The organism is Bradyrhizobium genosp. SA-4 str. CB756, assembly GCF_000473125.1.
In the GTDB taxonomy this organism is placed as follows: Bacteria; Pseudomonadota; Alphaproteobacteria; order Rhizobiales; family Xanthobacteraceae; genus Bradyrhizobium; species Bradyrhizobium arachidis.
On sequence record NZ_KI421499.1, the window covers coordinates 7,635,781 to 7,653,496 of the forward strand.

A 17,716-nucleotide genomic window follows, 5' to 3' on the forward strand; every position below is an offset into this window, starting at 1 on the left:
CTTTTAGTCCGGCACCGGCACGTCGAAGGTGTTGAGCGTGACCGAGACCATGCAATAGACGCCGACGAGATAGGACAGCTCGGCCGCGCCGTGCTCGCCGAACTCCTTCACCGCCGCCCGGTAGGTCAGCTCCGGCAGCACGCCGCCGCTGACCAGCGCCGAGGCCATGTCATAGGCGACCGCTTCCTGCTTGGTGAGATCGACCGGCCGCTGGCCAGCGACGATGGTCGCGAGCTTCTCGTCGGAGAGGCCGCGCTGCTCGGCGACCAGCACATGGGCGTAGAGCTCGTAGCCGGAGCGGAAATGCGAGCCGGTGACGAGGATAGCGACCTCGCGCACCGGCGCCGGCAGCAGCGGGTTCGACGCAACCGCCTTGACCAGCTCCCACACCGGCCCACCAAAGCGCGGCTCGCGAATCCAGGGATTCCATGGCCCGAGCAGCGCGCCGTCGTCGCGCATGTTCACGAAGCCCTTGAAGTGGTCCTTGATGCCCGCTCGCATGTCGTCATAGAGCGGCTTCTGTTCGGCGGTCAGATCCTTGGGATCGAGAATGGGAAGGCGCACGGCAGGATCTCCTCGTTGAGAAGCGCCGAGGCTCGCGCGCGTGCGCCTGCATGGCAAGTGAAGTTGCCGTGACGACCGTGCGATTCGAAAAGTGGCGTTGAAGCACCAGCGCGTGCTCAAAACTCCAGCGGCGCGTTGTCGACGACCTCCTTCATCACGAAGAAGGTGCGGGTCTGGCGCACGCCGGGCAGCGCGATGAGCTGCTCGCCATGGATGCGGTTGAAGTCCTCCATGTCGCCGACGCGAATCTTGAGGAAGTAGTCGAAGTCGCCGGCGACGAGATGGCAGTCGAGCACAAATTTCAGCTTGGCGATCGCCTGCTCGAAAGTCGCAAAGCTCTCCGGCGTCGAGCGGTCGAGCACGACGCCGACCATCACCAGCGTGCCCTTCGCCACCTTCTTCGGCGCCACCATGGCCCGGACGGTCGCGATGAAGCCGCCCTCGAACAGCCGCTGGGTGCGGCGATGGCAGGTGGCGGGGCTGATCGCCACGGTTTCAGCCAGCTCCGCATTGCTGAGCCGGCCGTTATTCTGAAGCAATCTCAAGATCTTAAGGTCAGTGCGATCGAGCCGGGCGGCCATGGAAGAAGCTTCCGCATCTATGGTATAATTCGGAAGGAATATGCCGTGAAGCCGCCATCCTCGCAAGATAGCGCGCAATATGGGCGCAATATTCGAGAGCACATTTTCCCGGGTTGATGCTAGCGACGTCCCCAGACCTCAACGCCAATCGGGATATCCCATGAAGCTCGACAAATTTCCGCGCTACCCGCTGACCTTCGGCCCGACGCCCATCGAGAAGCTGGAGCGGCTGTCAAAGCATCTGGGCGGCAAGGTCGAGATCTATGCCAAGCGTGAGGACTGCAATTCCGGCCTTGCCTATGGCGGCAACAAGCTGCGCAAGCTCGAATACATCATCCCCGATGCGATCGCCTCAAACGCCGACACGCTGGTGTCGATCGGCGGCGTGCAATCGAACCACACCCGCATGATCGCGGCGGTCGCCGCCAAGATCGGCATGAAGTGCCGCCTGGTGCAGGAGGCCTGGGTGCCGCACGAGGATGCGGTCTATGACCGCGTCGGCAACATCATGCTCTCCCGCATCATGGGCGCCGATGTGCGCCTCGTCGACGACGGCTTCGACATCGGCATCCGCAAGAGCTGGGAGCAGGCGATCGAGGAAGTGAAGGCGGCGGGCGGCAAGCCCTACGCGATTCCCGCCGGCGCCTCCGTGCACAAGTTCGGCGGGCTCGGCTATGTCGGCTTCGCCGAGGAGGTCCGCAAGCAGGAGAAGGAGCTCGGCTTCAAGTTCGATTACATCATCGTCTGCACCGTCACCGGCTCGACCCATGCCGGCATGCTGGTCGGCTTCGCGGCGGACGGCCGTGCGCGCAAGGTGATCGGCATCGATGCGTCGTTCACGCCGGCACAGACCAAGGCCCAGGTGCTCGAGATCGCGCAGAACACCGCCAAGCTCGTCGAACTCGGCCAGGACCTCGTCGCCGACGACGTCGTGCTGATCGAGGACTACGCCTATCCCGCCTATGGTGTGCCATCGGACGAGACCAAGGACGCGATCCGCCTCACCGCGCGTCTGGAAGGCATGATCACCGACCCCGTCTATGAGGGCAAGTCGATGCAGGGCCTGATCGACCTGGTGCAGAAGGACCATTTCGAGAAGGGCGCGAAGATCCTGTACGCGCATCTCGGCGGCGCACCGGCGCTGAACGGCTATGCTTATGCGTTCCGGAACGGGTGAGTAGACCGGCGTCTCGCCTCCCCCTCCGCTGTCGTCCCCGCGAACGCGGGGACCCATAGCCACAGGGAGATGTGTGGCGTGAGCTGGCAACCGCGAGTCATCGTCAAACCGCTTCCTGTGGTTATGGGTCCCGGATCTGCGCTTCGCTTGTCCGGGACGACAGCGGAGATAACGGCGGCGCCCCTACCGCGTCCTGATGATCTGCAACAGCTCTTCGCCATAATGCTCGAGCTTCTTGTCGCCGATACCAGGCACATTGCGCAATTCGTCGAGCGTCGTCGGCCAGGCGCGGACGATGCCGTCGATGGTGGCATCGTGCAGCACGACATAGGCCGGCACACCGCGCTCGCGCGCGACGTCTGAGCGCCAGGAGCGCAGCCGCGCGCGCAATTCGGGATCGACGTCGCCTTGCGGCGCGTTTGCGGCCGGGGCGAGATCGCCGCGGCGGGATTTGGAGCGGCTGGCGCGGACACGCGTGCCGGGCGCTTCCTCGCGCAGCCAGACCTCGGTCTCACCACGCAGCACGCCGCGCGAAGAGTCCGTCAGCTTCAGCGCGCCATAGGCTTCGCTGTCGCTCTGCAAATGGCCCATCGCCACCAGCTGCCGCAACACTGTGCGCCACTGCTTCTCGTTGAGCTCGCGCCCGATGCCGAACACCGACAATTTGTCGTGGCCGAACTGCGTCACCTTCTCGGTCAAGCGGCCGATCAGCACGTCGATCAGGTGCATCGCGCCGAAACGCTGGCCGGTGCGATAGGCGCAGGACAGCAGCTTCTGCGCCAGCACCTTGCCGTCGCGCATCTTCGGCGGCGTCAGGCAGTTGTCGCAGTTGCCGCAAGTCTCGCCCATGACGATCTCGCCGAAATAGCCGAGCAGCCGTTTGCGGCGGCAGTGTGCGGTCTCGGCGAGACCGACCAGTGCGTCGAGCTTGCGGATCGAGACCCGCTTGAAATCGTCGGAGCCGCTGGACTCGTCGATCATGCGGCGCTGCTGCACGATGTCCGAGAGCCCATAGGCCATCCACGCGGCCGACGGCTTGCCGTCGCGGCCGGCACGACCGGTTTCCTGGTAATAGGCCTCGATGCTCTTGGGCAGGTCGAGATGGGCGACGAAACGCACGTCGGGCTTGTCGATGCCCATGCCGAAGGCGACGGTCGCGACGATGACGATGCCGTCCTCGTTGAGGAAGCGGTCCTGGTTGCGCGAGCGCACGCTTCCGTCGAGACCGGCATGATAGGGCAGCGCGGGAATGCCGGCATCGTCGAGTGCGGCGGCGACCTCCTCGACGCGGTTGCGCGACAGGCAATAGACCACGCCGGCATCGCCGGCATGTCGCTCCCGGATGAAGTCCTTGAGCTGCGACACCGCGTTGCGCTTGTCGACGATCTCGTAGCGGATGTTCGGCCGGTCGAAGCTCGAGACGAATTGCGGCGCGTCCGTGAGCTGAAGCCGCTCGACGATCTCCTTGCGCGTCAGCTCATCGGCGGTCGCAGTCAGCGCGATCCGCGGCACCTCGGGAAAGCGCTCGGCGATGATGGAGAGGCCGACATATTCGGGGCGGAAGTCGTGCCCCCATTGCGAGACGCAATGCGCCTCATCGATCGCGAACAGCGCCACCTTCGCCTGCGCCAGCAGCGACAGGCAGCGCGGCGTCACCAGCCGTTCCGGCGCGACATAGAGCAGGTCGAGATCGCCCGCGATCAGCCGCCGCTCGATGTCGGACGCCTCCTGGAACGACAGCGACGAATTCAGCGCCGCAGCGTTGACGCCGGCTTCGATCAGGCCGGCGACCTGGTCGCGCATCAGCGCAATCAACGGCGAGACCACGATGCCGCAGCCCTCGCGTAGCAGTGATGGGAGCTGGTAGCACAGCGACTTGCCGCCGCCGGTCGGCATCAGCACGAGGCAATTGCCGCCGTCGGTAACGTGCCGAATGATCTCGCCCTGTGCGCCGCGGAACCCCGGCAGGCCGAACACCGAATGCAGCACCGACAGCGCGTCACGGCCGGTGGCCGGCGCAGGCAGCGGAGCGGTGGAGGATGTGGACATGGTGCTGGAGCGATGCTTTGGGATTTGTCACAAGGCCAGTCGCATGCTGGCGCGGGCATGGCAAGACTGTTTGCGGGGCTTGCACCGTTGCGCGCGAGCTTCGCCCGCGCTGAGGGGGTTGAGCTGAGGTGAAAAACTACGCCCCGATCCTTCGCAATGCCTCGGCGACGGTCACGATCGGCATGCTGCGCTTCCCCGCCGCCTCCAGCGCGTGGCGCATCAGGTGCGGCGTGCAGCCATAGGGGCTGGGGGCATCGACGACGTCATGGCTGTAGAAGATCAGCCATCCGCCGCTCGCGATGGCTTCGTCGAAATAGCGATCTACTCCGGCCGCATCGATCTCGTAGTTGACCAAGGGCGAAGCGCGCAGGAACTGGAGGTCGATGACGTCGCTGTTGACGCCGGGCAGGATGCCGCGCGCCGAGCGGAACGCTTTGGCGAGCTGGGGCTTCCGCCAAATCGAGGCGATGCCATAAGGGTAGGCAAAGTTCTCCAACACGATCGAAGAATCGATGCCGCGGAAATGACTGCGGTTGCGCTCGATCTCGCGGGCCATCGCGGCCTCGTCGAGATCGGCCGAGCTCTGGTGCGAGAAGGTGTGGCAGGCGATCTCGTGGCCGGCGCGGTGCAGCCGCACGATGGCGTCATTCGACAGGCCATGCCAATGGTCCGACGGACGGTCGATCAGGCTGCCGGCGATGTAATATGTGCCGCGGCCGCCATGCGCTTCGAGGAGCGAAGCGCCCTCGCCTGCGGCGCTGTCGGGAGCGTCATCGAAGGTGAAGCTCACCATCGGCGCATGCGCGGGCAGGCGGTGCGGCGCGGCGCGGAAATGCCGGGCCAGCCGATTGCTCACGCGTCCCTGGAGTGCCGACCACACGACCGCATTTCCCGTTTGCCCCGATTCGCTCAATCAAACATTCGTGCGCGGCCCGAGGCAAGCTTCACACTTCGTTAGTCCTAACGGAACCCGCCGCCCCGATCTAGCGCGGCACGACCGACGCGTCGGCATCCGCGCCGAGATATTGCAGCCAGTTGCGGAAAAGCACCGCCGCCGCGCTGCCGGCCGCGATATCCGTGCGCAGATTCAGCGCGGGCAGCTCGTTGGTCAGCGCCGGATGACGCTGGTGCTTCGCCTGCTTCTCGAAGCGGAGGAGCTTTTCCTCCGTGGCTGCGTCAAAATAGCTCACCGGCAGGTGCGGATAGGTCTCGCGCTCACGGGCGAGATAGCGGCCGATGTCGCGCAGATATTCGCGCTGGAGCGACAACGCATCGTACTCCGGATGGCCCTGGAAGAACACGAAGCGGCTGGCATATTGCCGGACGAAGACGTCGACGCCGGCCTGAAGCGAACGTGTCAGCACCTGATAGCCGGCCTCGTCGAGATCGCTCTCGGCGATCTCGTTCAGGCGCGAATGCGAGACTTTCAGCGGCGCGGGCGCCGCGCGGGTCAGGGCATCGTCCGTCACGGCTTCGCAGTCGAAGATGCCGTGACATTTGGCCGGCAGGCGCCGCCGTTCGATACGGTCGAGATGCAGCACCGCCGCATGCGCGGCGAGGCACGACCAGATCGTGGAGCGCGTGTTGAGCTTGGCCCAGTCGATCAGGTCGGTGAGATCCCGCCAATACGGCTCCTGGTCGAGCTCGGGTGCGACCGGCTCGGCTCCGGTCACGATCAGGCCGTCGAATCTGTGCCGCCTGAGATCCGCGAGATCGGAATATTCGCTCTCGACATGCCACTTCGCTTCCGGCGAGCGTTTTACGGACGGCAGCGAAAAGCAGTGGAAGCGGATGCGGTGCGCGCCGGCCGCGGCCTGAAGCAGCTTCATGAACTGCCGCTCGGTCGCCTTCAGCGCCGTATCAGGCATGTTGTTGATCAGACCGATGGTGAGCTCGCCATGGTCGCGCGCGAGATCACGCTCCGCCGGCACCAGCGCCGGACTCGTTATACCTTGATCCCTGTCGATCAAGATCGTCATCGGAGCCGTCCGCCTACTCCGCAGCCTGGAGGCGCGCCGACGGACAGGCCTTTGCCAGCGCCTGGTCGATATCCTCGATGATGTCGGCGGAATGCTCGATGCCGATCGAGAGGCGGATCGTCTCCGGCAGCACGCCGGCGGCGCGCTGCTGCTCGGCCGACATCTGCCGGTGCGTGGTCGAGGCCGGATGGCAGGCCAGCGACTTGGCATCGCCGATATTGACGAGGCGCGTGATCAGCCTCAAGGCATCGTAGAAGGTCTTGCCGGCTTCCATGCCGCCCTTGATGCCGAAGGTGAACAGCGACGAAGCCTGACCGCTGAGGTACCTCTCGACGAGCGGAAAATACGGGCTGTCCGGGAAGCCGGTGTAATTCACCCAGGCCACGCGCGAGTCACCGCGCAGGAATTCGGCGACCTTGCGGGCGTTCTCGACATGGCGCTCCATGCGCAGCGCCACGGTCTCGATGCCCTGGAGCAGCAGGAAGGCGTTGAACGGCGACAGCACCGAGCCCATGGTGCGCTGATAGACGCTGCGCGCGCGCTCGATATAGGCGGTCCGGCCGAAGCGCTCGGCATAGACGAGGCCGTGATAGGACGCGTCCGGCTTGTTGTAGGCCGGGAAGCGGTCGGCGTGCTTGGCCCAGGGAAAGTTTCCGGAATCGACTATGGCGCCGCCAAGCGTGGTGCCGTGGCCGCCCAGAAACTTGGTCAGCGAATGCACGGCGATATCGGCGCCGTAATCGAACGGCTTGAGCAGGATCGGGGTGGCGACCGTGTTGTCGACGATCAGCGGCACGCCGTGGGCATGCGCAATCTTGGCCAGCGCCTCGATGTCGCAGACGTTGCCAGCGGGGTTGCCGATGGTCTCGGCGAACACGGCGCGGGTGTTCTCGTCGATCAGCTTTGCGATCGCGTCGGGCTTGTCGCTCTCGGCGAAACGGCCGGCGATGCCCTGCCGCGGCAGGATGTGCGAGAGCAGCGTGTGCGTGGTGCCGTAGAGCTGCGGCACGGAAACAATATTGCCGCCGTGATCGCCGACATTGACGAAGGCGAAATGCAGCGCGGCCTGGCCGGTCGCAACCGCAAGCGCGCCGACGCCGCCTTCGAGCTGGGCGATGCGCTTCTCCAGCACCGCGCTGGTCGGATTGGCGATACGGCTGTAACGGAAACCTTCGGCCTCGAGATTGAAGAGCGCAGCGCCATGATCGGCGCTGTCGAAGGCATAGGCTGCGGTCTGGTAGATCGGCACCGCAACTGCGTGCGTGGTGGCTTCGGGCTCGTAACCGGCGTGAATAGCGATCGTCTCGTTTCGCATCGTGCCACCTCCGCGTGGAGCGGGCCGCACTTATTGGCCTGTATGAGGCATGTGCGTTGTCCGCCGTCCCTCTGTTAGAGGCGGGTGGTAAAGCGGACAATAATTCGCATAGAGATCGAGGAAGTAACCCTAACAGCTGTTGGTGAATTGGCTAAAATTCGAGTTAATTTGGCTTAATGAATCGCAGCGCGCCGCCGCAGCTTGCCCAGCGCCGCTTCTCTTTCTCATTGCGGGCCGAGGTGCGTCATCCTGTGCAGCCGAGCGCTTCGAACGCTCTCACAGATCTCAACGCCTGTGCTTCGTCCGAGATCGAATCGCTGCCTCCCGAAGCGATTCGGAATGATCGAATCGACAGACAGATCTCGTCTCTTTCGCAGCACTACAGGTTGACGCTCTCACGCTCGACGCGGTGTCCGTGCAAATTGAGACGCGCGAAGACGCATCATGCGCCTCCCCCGTGTTACTACGGAACTCAACGATACAGACGCGCGCTGAGCCTATTTTTATAGGGACTCTCGCGCATCGCAGAAACGATCTGCAACGCGCGGACATGCATGTTCGCGTCGCGATCAACCGTTGCGTAAGTTTCGATGGCCTAGGTTGGCGCATCGTTTTTCGTTCGAGGATGCGTTTGCTTGACCTTTGCTACCGGGAATGCTCGTCGCCTGTTATCCCGCTTTGCTTCTGACCGCCGCGGCAACATCGCCATCATCTTTGCGCTAGCGCTGTTGCCACTGTTGTCCTTCGTCGGCGCCGCCGTCGACTACTCCCTCGCCGCGCGAGCCAAGGTGAAGCTGGCGGCTGCGCTCGACACCGCCGTGCTGGTCGCCACCGCCAAGAGCGAGATCACGAAGAGCACATCGACCGCGAAGAACGACGCCTTGAACGTCTTCAACGGGCAAATGTCCGCACTCGGCATGACCGCGAGCTCGGTGACCATCGATGTGACCGACAGCGTCACCAAACGCACCGCCTCGGGCACCGCAACGACCAACCTGACGACCTATTTCATGGGCATCGTGGGCTACAAGACCCTCGTCGTCTCGGCGACTTCGACCGCGGCGGCTTCGCTGCCTGCCTACATCGACTTCTACGTGCTGCTCGACAACTCGCCGTCGCAGGGGCTGGGCGCCACCACGAGCGACATGACGGCCCTGCAGAACGCGACCTCCGACAGCTGCGCCTTCGCCTGCCATGACATTTATACATCGAGCTCGAAGAAGACGCTCCAGACCTCGAGCTATTACTCGATCGCGAAGAAGCTCGGAATCAAGATGCGGATCGACCTGGTGCGCGACGCGACGCAGTCGCTGACCGACACCGCCACCGCCAGCCAGCTCGTCAGCAACCAGTACCGGATGGCGGTCTACACCATGGGCAGCGACTGCAGCTCCATCGGCCTGACCACGATCTCGGCGCTCACCTCGAGCCTCTCGTCGGTCAAGACGGCGGTTTCCGGCGTCGACCTGATGACGATCCCCTACACCAACTACAACAACGACATATGCACCGATTTCGACGGGACCCTGTCGTCGATGAACGGCGCGATTCCGACGCCCGGCGACGGCTCTTCATCCTCGCCGCAGAAATGGCTGTTCTTCGTCTCCGACGGCGTGGCCGATTACTATTATCCGTCGAATTGCAGCCAGACCGTGATCTCATCGTCGGGCCGATGCCAGGAGCCGCTGACGACGACGATCTGCGACACCATCAAGGCGCGCGGCGTCAAGATCGCCGTGCTCTACACCACCTATCTCGCGATCACCAACAACAGCTGGTACAACACCTACATTGCGCCATGGCGCAGCTCGATCGCGACCAAGATGCAGTCCTGCGCGACGTCGGGCTATTATTACGAAGTCTCCAGCGATTCGAGCATCACCGACGCGCTGAATGCGCTGTTTCAGAAGGCGATTGCCGTCTCGCATCTGACGAACTAGCCGCGCGCTTTCCCGATCACGCCCGCGACGTCGCGGCGTCCGGTGGCGCGCGGGCTGCGCGGCGCCAGGCCGGCGCGGTTGATCGCGGAGATCAAGCGGATTACCCGCTCGCGCTGCGCTCAGCGATGCCCTCTTAGGTCCTCTCTCCTGACCCATATTGTGGTTGAACATAACAGTGAATTACCGCTAAGATTGCGGCATTGCGACCGGCTTTTTTTGACGCAGCCATTTTGCCAGCGACATTATCGGAGCAATTGCCATGCTCACGGGATTCGACAGCGGATACGACCAACAACCATTTCGCGATCTATGCGCCGACTACCCTGGCGCCGAGGCCTACGATCCGCATGATTTCCGGATCGAGTGGGGCCCGATCTTTCACCGCGGCCGCCTCGACGGATCGGCGCGCGTGCTCGTCGTCGGTCAGGATCCGGCCCAGCACGAAACCATCGTACGCAGGATCCTGGTCGGCACTGCAGGCCGCCGGACCCAGGGTTTCCTCGCGAAGCTCGGCATCACGCAGAGCTACGTGATGGTGAACACCTTCCTGTACAGCGTCTACGGACAGAGTGGCGGCAGCAAGCACAAGAACGAGCCGGGCATTGTCGGCTATCGCAACAAATGGCTTAAGGCCGTGCTGGCGTCCGGCAACATCGAGGCCGCAGTCTCGCTCGGTGGCCTCGCGGACGAAGCCTGGAAAGCCTGGCTCAAGACGTCCGATGGCGCGGCCTACAAGACCCTCGCCTATCAGCACATTCCGCACCCGACCTGGCCGGAAAGCTCGGCGCACGATGCCGCCACCCAGGCCGCGAACACCAAGATCATGCTGACCAAGTGGAACGCCGCGCTCGCGGCTCTCGTGCCGCAGGTCGGGCATCCCGATGTGCCGACGACGCTCGTGCCCTATGGCGACGCCTTCAAGCCGGCCGAGCTCGTCGACATCATCGCGAAGGATCTACCCGCCGGCCTGCCGGCCTGGATGCGCGGTGATGCGGCATGGGCGGTGCGCCAGGGCACTGACGCGGCGACCAAGCGACGCACCATCACGATCACCATCCCCGACGGAGTGATCCCATGAGCCCGGCCGCTAATCCGAAGCGATGGGCCTTGACCGGACGGATCGTGACGATGGCGGCCGACGGCGACGTCATCAAGAGCGGGACGATCTTCATCGAGGACAGCCGCATCGCCGCGGTCGTGCCCAAGGGACAGCCGGCCCCGGCGGGCTTCGAGACGGTCGCTCCGGTCGCGACCGGCGGCACCATCTATCCCGGCCTGATCGAGCTGCACAATCATCTGAGCTACAACATCCTGCCGCTGTGGCGGGTGCCGCAGCTCTACGGCAATCGCGACCAGTGGCAGAACGCAAAATCCTACAAGACCTCCGTGACCGGCCCCATGAGCGCAATCGCGCTGGCCGATGACGGCTCGCTGCTGCCGGCTCTGGTCCGCTACGTCGAAGCCAAATGCCTGGTCGCGGGCACCACGACGAGCCAGGGGATCACGCTGTCGAACTGGAGCGGCACGATCCACAAGTACTACAAGGGCGCGCTGCGCGCCGCCGAGATCGGCAGTCCTCCGGACCTTCCACGGGCGCACTCGAAGATACCCGATATCGACGCCGACGATTGGGCGAAGTTCGACAACGAGCTGAAATCGTCGGCCTGCTTCCTGCTGCATCTCAGCGAAGGCATCGATGCCAAGGCCCACAGCCACTTCCTGGCCTTGCGCAACGGTTCGGGCGATTGGGCGATCGAACCGTCGCTGGCCGGCATTCATTGCACCGCGCTCGATGCGACCGATTTCGGAACGATGGCACATCACGAGGCCAAGGTGGTCTGGTCTCCGCTGAGCAATCTGCTGCTGTACGGGAAGACGACCGATGTCGCCGCCGCACGCGCAGCCGGCCTCACCATTGCGCTCGGCTCGGACTGGTCGCCATCCGGCAGCAAGAACCTTTTGGGTGAGCTGAAAGCGGCGAAGGTCGTCTCGGCGCATTTCAATCTCGGCTTCAGCGATTACGACATCGTCTCGATGGCGACGCGCAATCCGGCAACGATCCTGAAATGGGATGCCAAGCTCGGGACGATCGCCCAGGGCAAGTTCGCCGATCTGCTGGTCGTCAAGGGCGTCACCGGCGATCCCTACGGCCATCTGATCAAGTCGCGCGAGCAGGATGTCGTGCTGGTGGTGATCGGCGGACGGCCGCACTATGGAACGAAGAGCGTCATGCAAAAGGCGGGCGGAAGCGGCGAAGCGATCAAGATCGGCAGCAGCGCGCGGGTGATCGACTTCACCTCGCCCGACCAGGATCCGGGGATCGAGAACATCACGCTGGCGGAGGCGACGAACCGCCTGACCGCCGCGCTCGGCAATCTCGGCACGCTGCAACCGCACAGCCTTGCGATGTCGGCGGCGATCGCCGGCGGAACGGTGACGCGCACCGGATGGCGTCTCGCGCTGGACGAGCAGTTCGGCAACAATGTCCAGCTGCGGCCGCGGCTCGTCTATAACGGCATCCGGACCGGTCCCGATCTGTTGGCCTCCGCTGCGGCGGCGCCCGAGCCGCTGCATCCGATCAAGCTGGATGGCCTCACGGTGGCGGGCGATCCCGCCTTCCTGGACACGCTGACGAGCGAGTCGAATCTTCCGCCGGGAATCGCAACGGCAATCGCGGCATTCTACTAGGCCGCGATCGCCGCCCCATATTTGCGACCTTTACACCGGTGGTGGATTGAGCCGCGCAAAGCCTTCCTGGATGCGATAGGGGTAATAAGGATAGGGCGGCATCACGGCGTTGACCTCGTCGAGCCGCTTGATCTGATCCGCGCTCAGCGACCAGCCGACCGCCCCCAGATTGTCGCGCAGCTGCGCCTCGTCGCGCGCGCCGATGATCACGGAGGAGACCGTGGGACGCGAGAGCAACCAGGCGATCGCGACCTGCGCTACGGTGCGACCAGTCTCTGCGGCAATCGCGTCCAGCACGTCGACGACGGCATACAGACGCTCCTCGTCCACGGGCGGCCCGAACTGTGCGGTGGCGTGCAGGCGGCTCGCTTCCGGCAGCGGCTGGCCGCGCCGGATCTTTCCGGTGAGCCGGCCCCAGCCGAGCGGGCTCCAGACCAGCGCGCCAACACCCTGGTCGCGCGCGAGCGGCATCAGCTCCCACTCATAGTCGCGGCCGAGCAGCGAGTAATAGACCTGGTGCGCGACATAGCGCGGCCAGCCGTGGCGGTCGGCGATGGCGAGCGACTTCATCAGCTGCCAGCCCGCGAAATTCGAGACGCCGACATAGCGCAGCTTGCCGGCGCGCACGAGTGTGTCGAGCGTGGACAGCACCTCCTCGATCGGCGTGAACGCGTCGAAGGCATGGAGTTGAAGCAGGTCGATATGCTCCGTGCCAAGCCGGCGCAATGCCGCGTCGACCGAGGCAAGCAGCCGCTGCCGCGACGAGCCGGCATCGAGCGGGCCCTCGCCCATCGGCATGCTCATCTTGGTCGAGATCAGCACTTTGTCGCGACGACCCTTGATCGCGGCCCCGAGGATCTCCTCGGAGGCACCATTCGAATAGACGTCGGCGCTGTCGAACAGATTGACGCCGGCATCGAGGCAGATGTCGACCAGCCTGCGGGCTTCCTCCACGCCGCTGCGGCCCCAGGCCGAGAACAGGGGTCCCTGGCCACCGAACGTGCCGGTGCCGAAGCTGAGGACGGGGACCTTGAGCCCGGACGCGCCGAGATTGCGGTATTCCATGATCGCGCTCCTATTCCGCCGGGCACGCCACGACGGCGACCTGCCGGCGGTCGAGCTGGAGGCTCCACAGCGCGAGCACGAGGCCGATCGCGGTTATGCCGGCCGCGACCAGCGGCAGGGCGGAGAGGCCGAGCCCGCGATCAATGGTGACACCGCCGGCCCAGGCGCCGAGCGCGTTGCCGAGATTGAACGCGGCGATGTTGAGGCTGGAGGCCAGCGTGCGGCCGCTGGGCCCAGCCGCCTCCAGCACGCGCAGCTGCAGCGGCGCGACGGTTGCGAAGGCTGCAATGCCCAGCAGCAGGATCAGCGCGATGGCAGCGATCTTGACCGACAGCACGGCGGCCAAACCGAGCAACACGATCGCGAGCGCGGCGATCGTGCCGATCAGCGCACGCGGAAGGCCACGATCGGCAAGCTTGCCGCCGGCGACATTGCCGATCGCAAGGCCAACACCGAACACCAGCAGGATCGGCGAGACTGCGGCCTCCGAGAAGCCGGTGAAGCGCGTCAGGATCGGCTGGATATAGGTGAAGACGACGAACAGCCCGGCGAAGCCGAACACGGTCATGGCAAGGCCAAGCAGCACCTGCGGACGGCCGAGCACCGCGACCTCTTCCGCGAGCGAGATCGGCTTGTCGCCCTTGCCGACATGACCGGGCACCAGCGCAGCCACCACGGCAAACGCAATCACGCCGATCACCGTCACCGCCCAGAACGCCGCGCGCCAGCCGAGCATCAGGCCGAACCAGGCGCCGAAGGGCACGCCCAGCAGTGTCGCGACTGTCAGGCCGATGAACATGGTCGCGATGGCGGATGCGCGCTTGTCCTCGGCCACCAGGCCGGTCGCCACCACCGAGCCGACGCCAAAGAACGTGCCGTGCGCGAGCGAGGTCAGCACACGCGCGGCCATCAGCAGTTCGTAGTTCGGCGCCAGCGCGCAGGCCGCGTTGCCGAGCGTGAAGATCGCCATCAGCGCCAGCAGCACGGTTTTCCGCGGCAATTTGCGCGTCGCCAGGGTGAGGACTGGCGCCCCCACGAATACGCCGAGCGCATAGCCGGAGATCAGGAGGCCCGCGACCGGCACAGAGACATGCATGTCGGCGGCAACCTGCAGCAAGAGACCCATGATGATGAATTCGGTGGTGCCGATACCGAAGGCACCGGCGGTGAGCGCGAGGACGGCGGGAGGCATGCGTGGCTCCAATGGATGAGACGAGCCACGCAGATAGCGGCACCGCGGCAAAACCATTAGAATGTCCGCAATCCAATCATTTGTGACGTGAATTCAACATGGCCCGTTTCGACACCAACCGCTCCGCCGAGATGGAGGTCTTCGTCCGCGTGGTCGATCTCGGCGGATTCACCCAGGCCGCACGAAAACTGCGCCTGACGCCCTCGGGCGTCAGCAAGCTGATCTCTCGGCTGGAAACACGACTCGGCTCGCGGCTCGTCAACCGCACGACGCGCAAGCTCACGCTGACGGAAGAAGGCCGGGCCTTTTACGAGCGCGCCGTGCGCATCCTCGCCGAGATGGAGGAGGCGGAGCGCGAGGCGGCTTCGGGCGCTGCGCCGCGCGGCCGGTTGACGGTCAACTGCAACATCCCGTTCGGCATGCTGCATGTGATGCCGCTGCTCCCGCGCTTCCTCGAGCAGCACCCCGAGGTCACGCTCGATCTCGTGCTGACCGATACGCTAATCGACCTGATGCAGGAGCGCGCCGACGTCGCCATCCGCGCCGGGCCGCTGCGGGCCTCGCGCCTCGTCGCGCGAAAGCTCGGCACCAGCCGCATGGTCGTGGTCGGCGCGCCGAATTATCTCGCTCGCGCAGGCACGCCGAAGACGCCGGCCGATCTTGCCGATCACCGCGGCATCGGCTGGACCTTCCCGCGCTCGATCCGCGCCTGGCCATTCAAGCGCGGCGACCACACCGAGGAAATCGTGCCGCCGCCAGTCGCGCGCGCCAGCGACGGCGAAGCCGCGCGTCGGCTCTGTCTCGGCGGCGTGGGACTGGCCCGCCTCGCCCTCTTCCACATCGGCCCCGACATCGAAGCCGGACGTCTTGTCCCAGTTCTCCAAAACTACAATCCCGGCGATCGCGAAGACATCCACGCCGTCTATGTCGGCCACACCGCCCCCCTGCCCGCCCGCGTCCGCGCGTTCATCGATTTTCTGGCCGCGCATGTGCGGGTGCCGGATCCCGCGCTGAAGCGCGCGGGAGACGGGAGGTGGAAGGTGGCCTAAGGACGCTGGGCTGGTCGCGAGGCAGCCGTACGACCTGGCTATTCGCCTTCCGGCATTGCGATGACCGAGACCGCCTGAAGGACATTCTCCGGGCCACCCTTCGGAGGCCAGACGCTGGTGGAAAAGGCGGCGCTGCGCAGCGACGCGCGCTGCGCGAGGCTTTCGAAACCCCAGATATGGGTGATCCGGGGTGGTCCATCGAGCGCGTACATGTTGATCACCAAATGCGCCGTGTAGTCCCGCGCCGGCGCGATCGCAGCCTCCCATCCCGCAAGCGTCGGCGGCAGTCCGCCCGGCTTCAGCTTGTAAGTGCGGAATTCGTAGACATCGCCGTAAGCCCCCGGCTGCACCGGCGGCAGGAAGGGAAAGCGCTGGTAGCTATCCATCTCCAACGCCGTGATCAGCCGCCCGGCGTTGAACGGATTGGCGCTCAACAACGCGCGGCGCCGTTCTTGATCCAGCGCATCTCGCGCTTCGAAGCTGCGCAGGATCAACAGGCGCCCAAGCGTAGCGAATTCCGTTCGCCAGCAGCCCAACAGCGTGCCGCTGGCGTCGGGCGCCGTGACCCAATCCCGTGCGGCCTTGGCGACTTCCGATGTCCCGAGCATCGGGCAGGCAAGGGATGTGAGTTCGTAGAATTCGCTCATGTTTCAATGCTCCTATCGAAGGGGGCGGGAAGACCCGCCCCCTGCAGCGTTAGATCGCAGGATGAAGATTGCGGACGGGGCTCACGTCTTCAAGGACCGAGGCAACCTCGAGCACCGTCGATTCCGCCAGCCACGACGAGACGATCTGCACGCCGATCGGAAGACCGTCACGGCTCGTTCCAAATCGCATCGAGAGAGCGGGCATTCCTGTCAGGCTGAACGGTGATGTGGCGCTCATCACGTGGAACGGCGAGACTGTCACGCCATCGACCACGACGTCGTTGAGACCATGCTTGGTCGCCGGGAACGGTGTCACCGGACATAGCAGCACATCGTAGCGCTGGAAGCATTCGGCAAAGGTGTCGCGAAGGCGCTCTATGGCCTGCTCGGCGGCGACGAAATCGGCGATCGGCGTATCAGGTGCATCAAGGACCAATTTGGCGTGCCTGAAGATCTCGGCCTCGTGGCCGGCGGTGACCTTCTCGAACTCGGCTTGGCTTTCCATCTGCTGGAGCTGCCAGAGGACGCTGTTGGCATCGGTCTGCTCCACCACTGGCAACCGGACCTGTTCGACCTGGTAGCCGGCATTGGTCAGTGCACGCGCCGCTGCCTTCACCGTCGCCACGACCTCGGGATCGATTGGCCCGAAGAAGCCTGGAGAGGCCATCCAGCCCACGCGAAGCTTACGGGTCGACGTTGTGCCCACCCCTGTGTCGAGGCTGGGCGAGCTGATGGAGAAGCCGTCGGCGCCGTCGGGCCCGGCCATCAAGGAATAAGCCAGTGCAACATCGCGAACCGACCGCGCCATCGGACCGATGTGCCAGAAGCGTCGCGGCACCCGTGGCCAGTGACCTGTCATCGGCATTCGGCCATGCGTGGCCTTAAAACCAACGATACCGGTATGTGCTGCCGGGCCACGCAATGAGATCGAGAGATCGCTGCCCACACCGAGTGGCGACATGCCCGCTGCGATGGCGGCCGATTCACCGCCGCTCGATCCGCCCGGCGTGTAGTCGAGATTCCAGGGGTTGTTGGTCTGGCCCGTCAGGAGATTGTCGGTTTCGATCGAATAGGAAAATTCGGGAGGGTTCGTCTTTGCGATGAGGATGGCGCCGGCGGCCTTTAACCTCGCCACAACGGTGGCATCGGTGTCAGGCACGCGCCCTCTAAAAATCGGCGAACCGCGCTGTGTCAGCACACCCGCCGTGTCGATTCCGTCCTTGACGGTGAACGGAACACCATGGAGAGGGCCGAGCTGAGCGCCTGACATCACTGCCGCCTCGGCCTTTCCAGCGCTTTCCATCGCGCTATCGGCCAGCGCGACAATTGCGTTCAGCTTGGGATTGACCGCCGCGATGCGGTCGAGGTGCGCCTGCATGACCTCGACGGGCGAAAGCTCCCGTTGAGCGATCAGCTGGGCGATGCGGGTGGCGTCCATTTTCACGATATTGTTGGTCATGTTATCCTACC

General features: G+C 64.8%; 15 protein-coding genes. 5 read left to right on the forward strand and 10 right to left on the reverse strand.

Annotation, left to right across the window (positions count from 1 at the left end; all coding sequences use genetic code 11):
• Positions 1–3: 3 nt before the first annotated feature.
• Together BRAGE_RS0136940 and BRAGE_RS0136945 are read right to left on the reverse strand one after the other, a co-directional pair.
• Positions 4–564: a carboxymuconolactone decarboxylase family protein gene (locus tag BRAGE_RS0136940; protein WP_027563499.1), complete on the reverse strand. Its 561-nt coding sequence runs from the start codon at positions 562–564 to the stop codon at positions 4–6.
• A gap of 116 nt (positions 565–680) precedes the next feature.
• Positions 681–1,145, reverse strand: a complete 465-nt coding sequence (locus BRAGE_RS0136945; protein ID WP_027563500.1) for an Lrp/AsnC family transcriptional regulator — start codon at positions 1,143–1,145, stop codon at positions 681–683.
• Positions 1,146–1,305: 160 nt separating this feature from the next.
• Here BRAGE_RS0136945 and BRAGE_RS0136950 point away from each other — a divergent pair, with 160 nt between their 5' ends.
• Positions 1,306–2,322 (forward strand): 1-aminocyclopropane-1-carboxylate deaminase, encoded by a 1,017-nt coding sequence (locus BRAGE_RS0136950; RefSeq protein WP_027563501.1) that lies wholly within the window; start codon positions 1,306–1,308, stop codon positions 2,320–2,322.
• 183 nt (positions 2,323–2,505) lie between these two features.
• Here the strand turns inward: BRAGE_RS0136950 and recQ are convergent, their stop codons facing one another.
• From recQ to BRAGE_RS0136970, 4 genes are all read right to left on the reverse strand, one after another.
• Positions 2,506–4,371: a DNA helicase RecQ gene (recQ, locus tag BRAGE_RS0136955; protein ID WP_027563502.1), complete on the reverse strand. Its 1,866-nt coding sequence runs from the start codon at positions 4,369–4,371 to the stop codon at positions 2,506–2,508.
• Between the two features lie 136 nt (positions 4,372–4,507).
• On the reverse strand, positions 4,508–5,251 hold the full coding sequence (locus tag BRAGE_RS0136960) for a polysaccharide deacetylase family protein (RefSeq protein ID WP_027563503.1): 744 nt from the start codon (positions 5,249–5,251) through the stop codon (positions 4,508–4,510).
• 103 nt (positions 5,252–5,354) lie between these two features.
• Positions 5,355–6,350 carry a homoserine O-succinyltransferase MetA gene (gene metA / locus BRAGE_RS0136965; protein ID WP_027563504.1) on the reverse strand — a complete coding sequence of 332 codons (996 nt, stop codon included), beginning with the start codon at positions 6,348–6,350 and terminating at the stop codon, positions 5,355–5,357.
• A gap of 13 nt (positions 6,351–6,363) precedes the next feature.
• Complete coding sequence (locus BRAGE_RS0136970) at positions 6,364–7,665, reverse strand: O-acetylhomoserine aminocarboxypropyltransferase/cysteine synthase family protein (protein WP_027563505.1); 1,302 nt, start codon at positions 7,663–7,665, stop codon at positions 6,364–6,366.
• Positions 7,666–8,300: 635 nt separating this feature from the next.
• Between BRAGE_RS0136970 and BRAGE_RS0136975 the strand changes: the two genes are divergently transcribed.
• The 3 genes from BRAGE_RS0136975 (at position 8,301) to BRAGE_RS0136990 (ending at position 12,293) form a co-directional block, all read left to right on the forward strand.
• Positions 8,301–9,605 (forward strand): TadE/TadG family type IV pilus assembly protein, encoded by a 1,305-nt coding sequence (locus BRAGE_RS0136975; RefSeq protein ID WP_027563506.1) that lies wholly within the window; start codon positions 8,301–8,303, stop codon positions 9,603–9,605.
• Between the two features lie 259 nt (positions 9,606–9,864).
• Positions 9,865–10,683 (forward strand): uracil-DNA glycosylase, encoded by an 819-nt coding sequence (locus BRAGE_RS0136985; RefSeq protein ID WP_027563507.1) that lies wholly within the window; start codon positions 9,865–9,867, stop codon positions 10,681–10,683.
• Positions 10,680–12,293 carry an amidohydrolase family protein gene (locus tag BRAGE_RS0136990; protein WP_027563508.1) on the forward strand — a complete coding sequence of 538 codons (1,614 nt, stop codon included), beginning with the start codon at positions 10,680–10,682 and terminating at the stop codon, positions 12,291–12,293. Before BRAGE_RS0136985 ends, BRAGE_RS0136990 begins: the two co-directional genes overlap by 4 nt.
• A 30-nt stretch (positions 12,294–12,323) precedes the next feature.
• Here BRAGE_RS0136990 and BRAGE_RS0136995 read toward each other — a convergent pair whose 3' ends face one another.
• Positions 12,324–13,358: an aldo/keto reductase gene (locus BRAGE_RS0136995; RefSeq protein WP_027563509.1), complete on the reverse strand. Its 1,035-nt coding sequence runs from the start codon at positions 13,356–13,358 to the stop codon at positions 12,324–12,326.
• Between the two features lie 10 nt (positions 13,359–13,368).
• Positions 13,369–14,550, reverse strand: coding sequence for an MFS transporter (locus BRAGE_RS0137000; RefSeq protein ID WP_027563510.1), 1,182 nt, complete (start codon positions 14,548–14,550; stop codon positions 13,369–13,371).
• A gap of 98 nt (positions 14,551–14,648) precedes the next feature.
• Between BRAGE_RS0137000 and BRAGE_RS0137005 the strand changes: the two genes are divergently transcribed.
• On the forward strand, positions 14,649–15,599 hold the full coding sequence (locus BRAGE_RS0137005) for a LysR family transcriptional regulator (RefSeq protein ID WP_027563511.1): 951 nt from the start codon (positions 14,649–14,651) through the stop codon (positions 15,597–15,599).
• Positions 15,600–15,637: 38 nt separating this feature from the next.
• On the opposite strand, the gene BRAGE_RS0137010 is transcribed toward BRAGE_RS0137005, so the two are convergent.
• Together BRAGE_RS0137010 and BRAGE_RS0137015 are read right to left on the reverse strand one after the other, a co-directional pair.
• Entirely contained in the window at positions 15,638–16,246 is a 609-nt protein-coding gene (locus BRAGE_RS0137010; RefSeq protein ID WP_027563512.1) for an NIPSNAP family protein, read from the reverse strand.
• 49 nt (positions 16,247–16,295) lie between these two features.
• Positions 16,296–17,705, reverse strand: coding sequence for an amidase (locus BRAGE_RS0137015; protein WP_027563513.1), 1,410 nt, complete (start codon positions 17,703–17,705; stop codon positions 16,296–16,298).
• Between the last annotated feature and the right edge of the window lie 11 nt (positions 17,706–17,716).

Excerpts from the sequence above, each read along its gene's own strand:
- recQ (WP_027563502.1), bottom strand. The coding sequence starts at position 4,371 with ATGTCCACATCCTCCACCGCTCCGCTGCCTGCGCCGGCCACCGGCCGT.
- BRAGE_RS0136945 (WP_027563500.1), bottom strand. The coding sequence starts at position 1,145 with ATGGCCGCCCGGCTCGATCGCACTGACCTTAAGATCTTGAGATTGCTT.
- BRAGE_RS0136995 (WP_027563509.1), bottom strand. The coding sequence starts at position 13,358 with ATGGAATACCGCAATCTCGGCGCGTCCGGGCTCAAGGTCCCCGTCCTC.
- BRAGE_RS0137000 (WP_027563510.1), bottom strand. The coding sequence starts at position 14,550 with ATGCCTCCCGCCGTCCTCGCGCTCACCGCCGGTGCCTTCGGTATCGGC.
- metA (WP_027563504.1), bottom strand. The coding sequence starts at position 6,350 with ATGACGATCTTGATCGACAGGGATCAAGGTATAACGAGTCCGGCGCTG.
- BRAGE_RS0136990 (WP_027563508.1), top strand. The coding sequence starts at position 10,680 with ATGAGCCCGGCCGCTAATCCGAAGCGATGGGCCTTGACCGGACGGATC.
- BRAGE_RS0136950 (WP_027563501.1), top strand. The coding sequence starts at position 1,306 with ATGAAGCTCGACAAATTTCCGCGCTACCCGCTGACCTTCGGCCCGACG.
- BRAGE_RS0136970 (WP_027563505.1), bottom strand. The coding sequence starts at position 7,665 with ATGCGAAACGAGACGATCGCTATTCACGCCGGTTACGAGCCCGAAGCC.
- BRAGE_RS0137005 (WP_027563511.1), top strand. The coding sequence starts at position 14,649 with ATGGCCCGTTTCGACACCAACCGCTCCGCCGAGATGGAGGTCTTCGTC.
- BRAGE_RS0136985 (WP_027563507.1), top strand. The coding sequence starts at position 9,865 with ATGCTCACGGGATTCGACAGCGGATACGACCAACAACCATTTCGCGAT.
- BRAGE_RS0137010 (WP_027563512.1), bottom strand. The coding sequence starts at position 16,246 with ATGAGCGAATTCTACGAACTCACATCCCTTGCCTGCCCGATGCTCGGG.
- BRAGE_RS0137015 (WP_027563513.1), bottom strand. The coding sequence starts at position 17,705 with ATGACCAACAATATCGTGAAAATGGACGCCACCCGCATCGCCCAGCTG.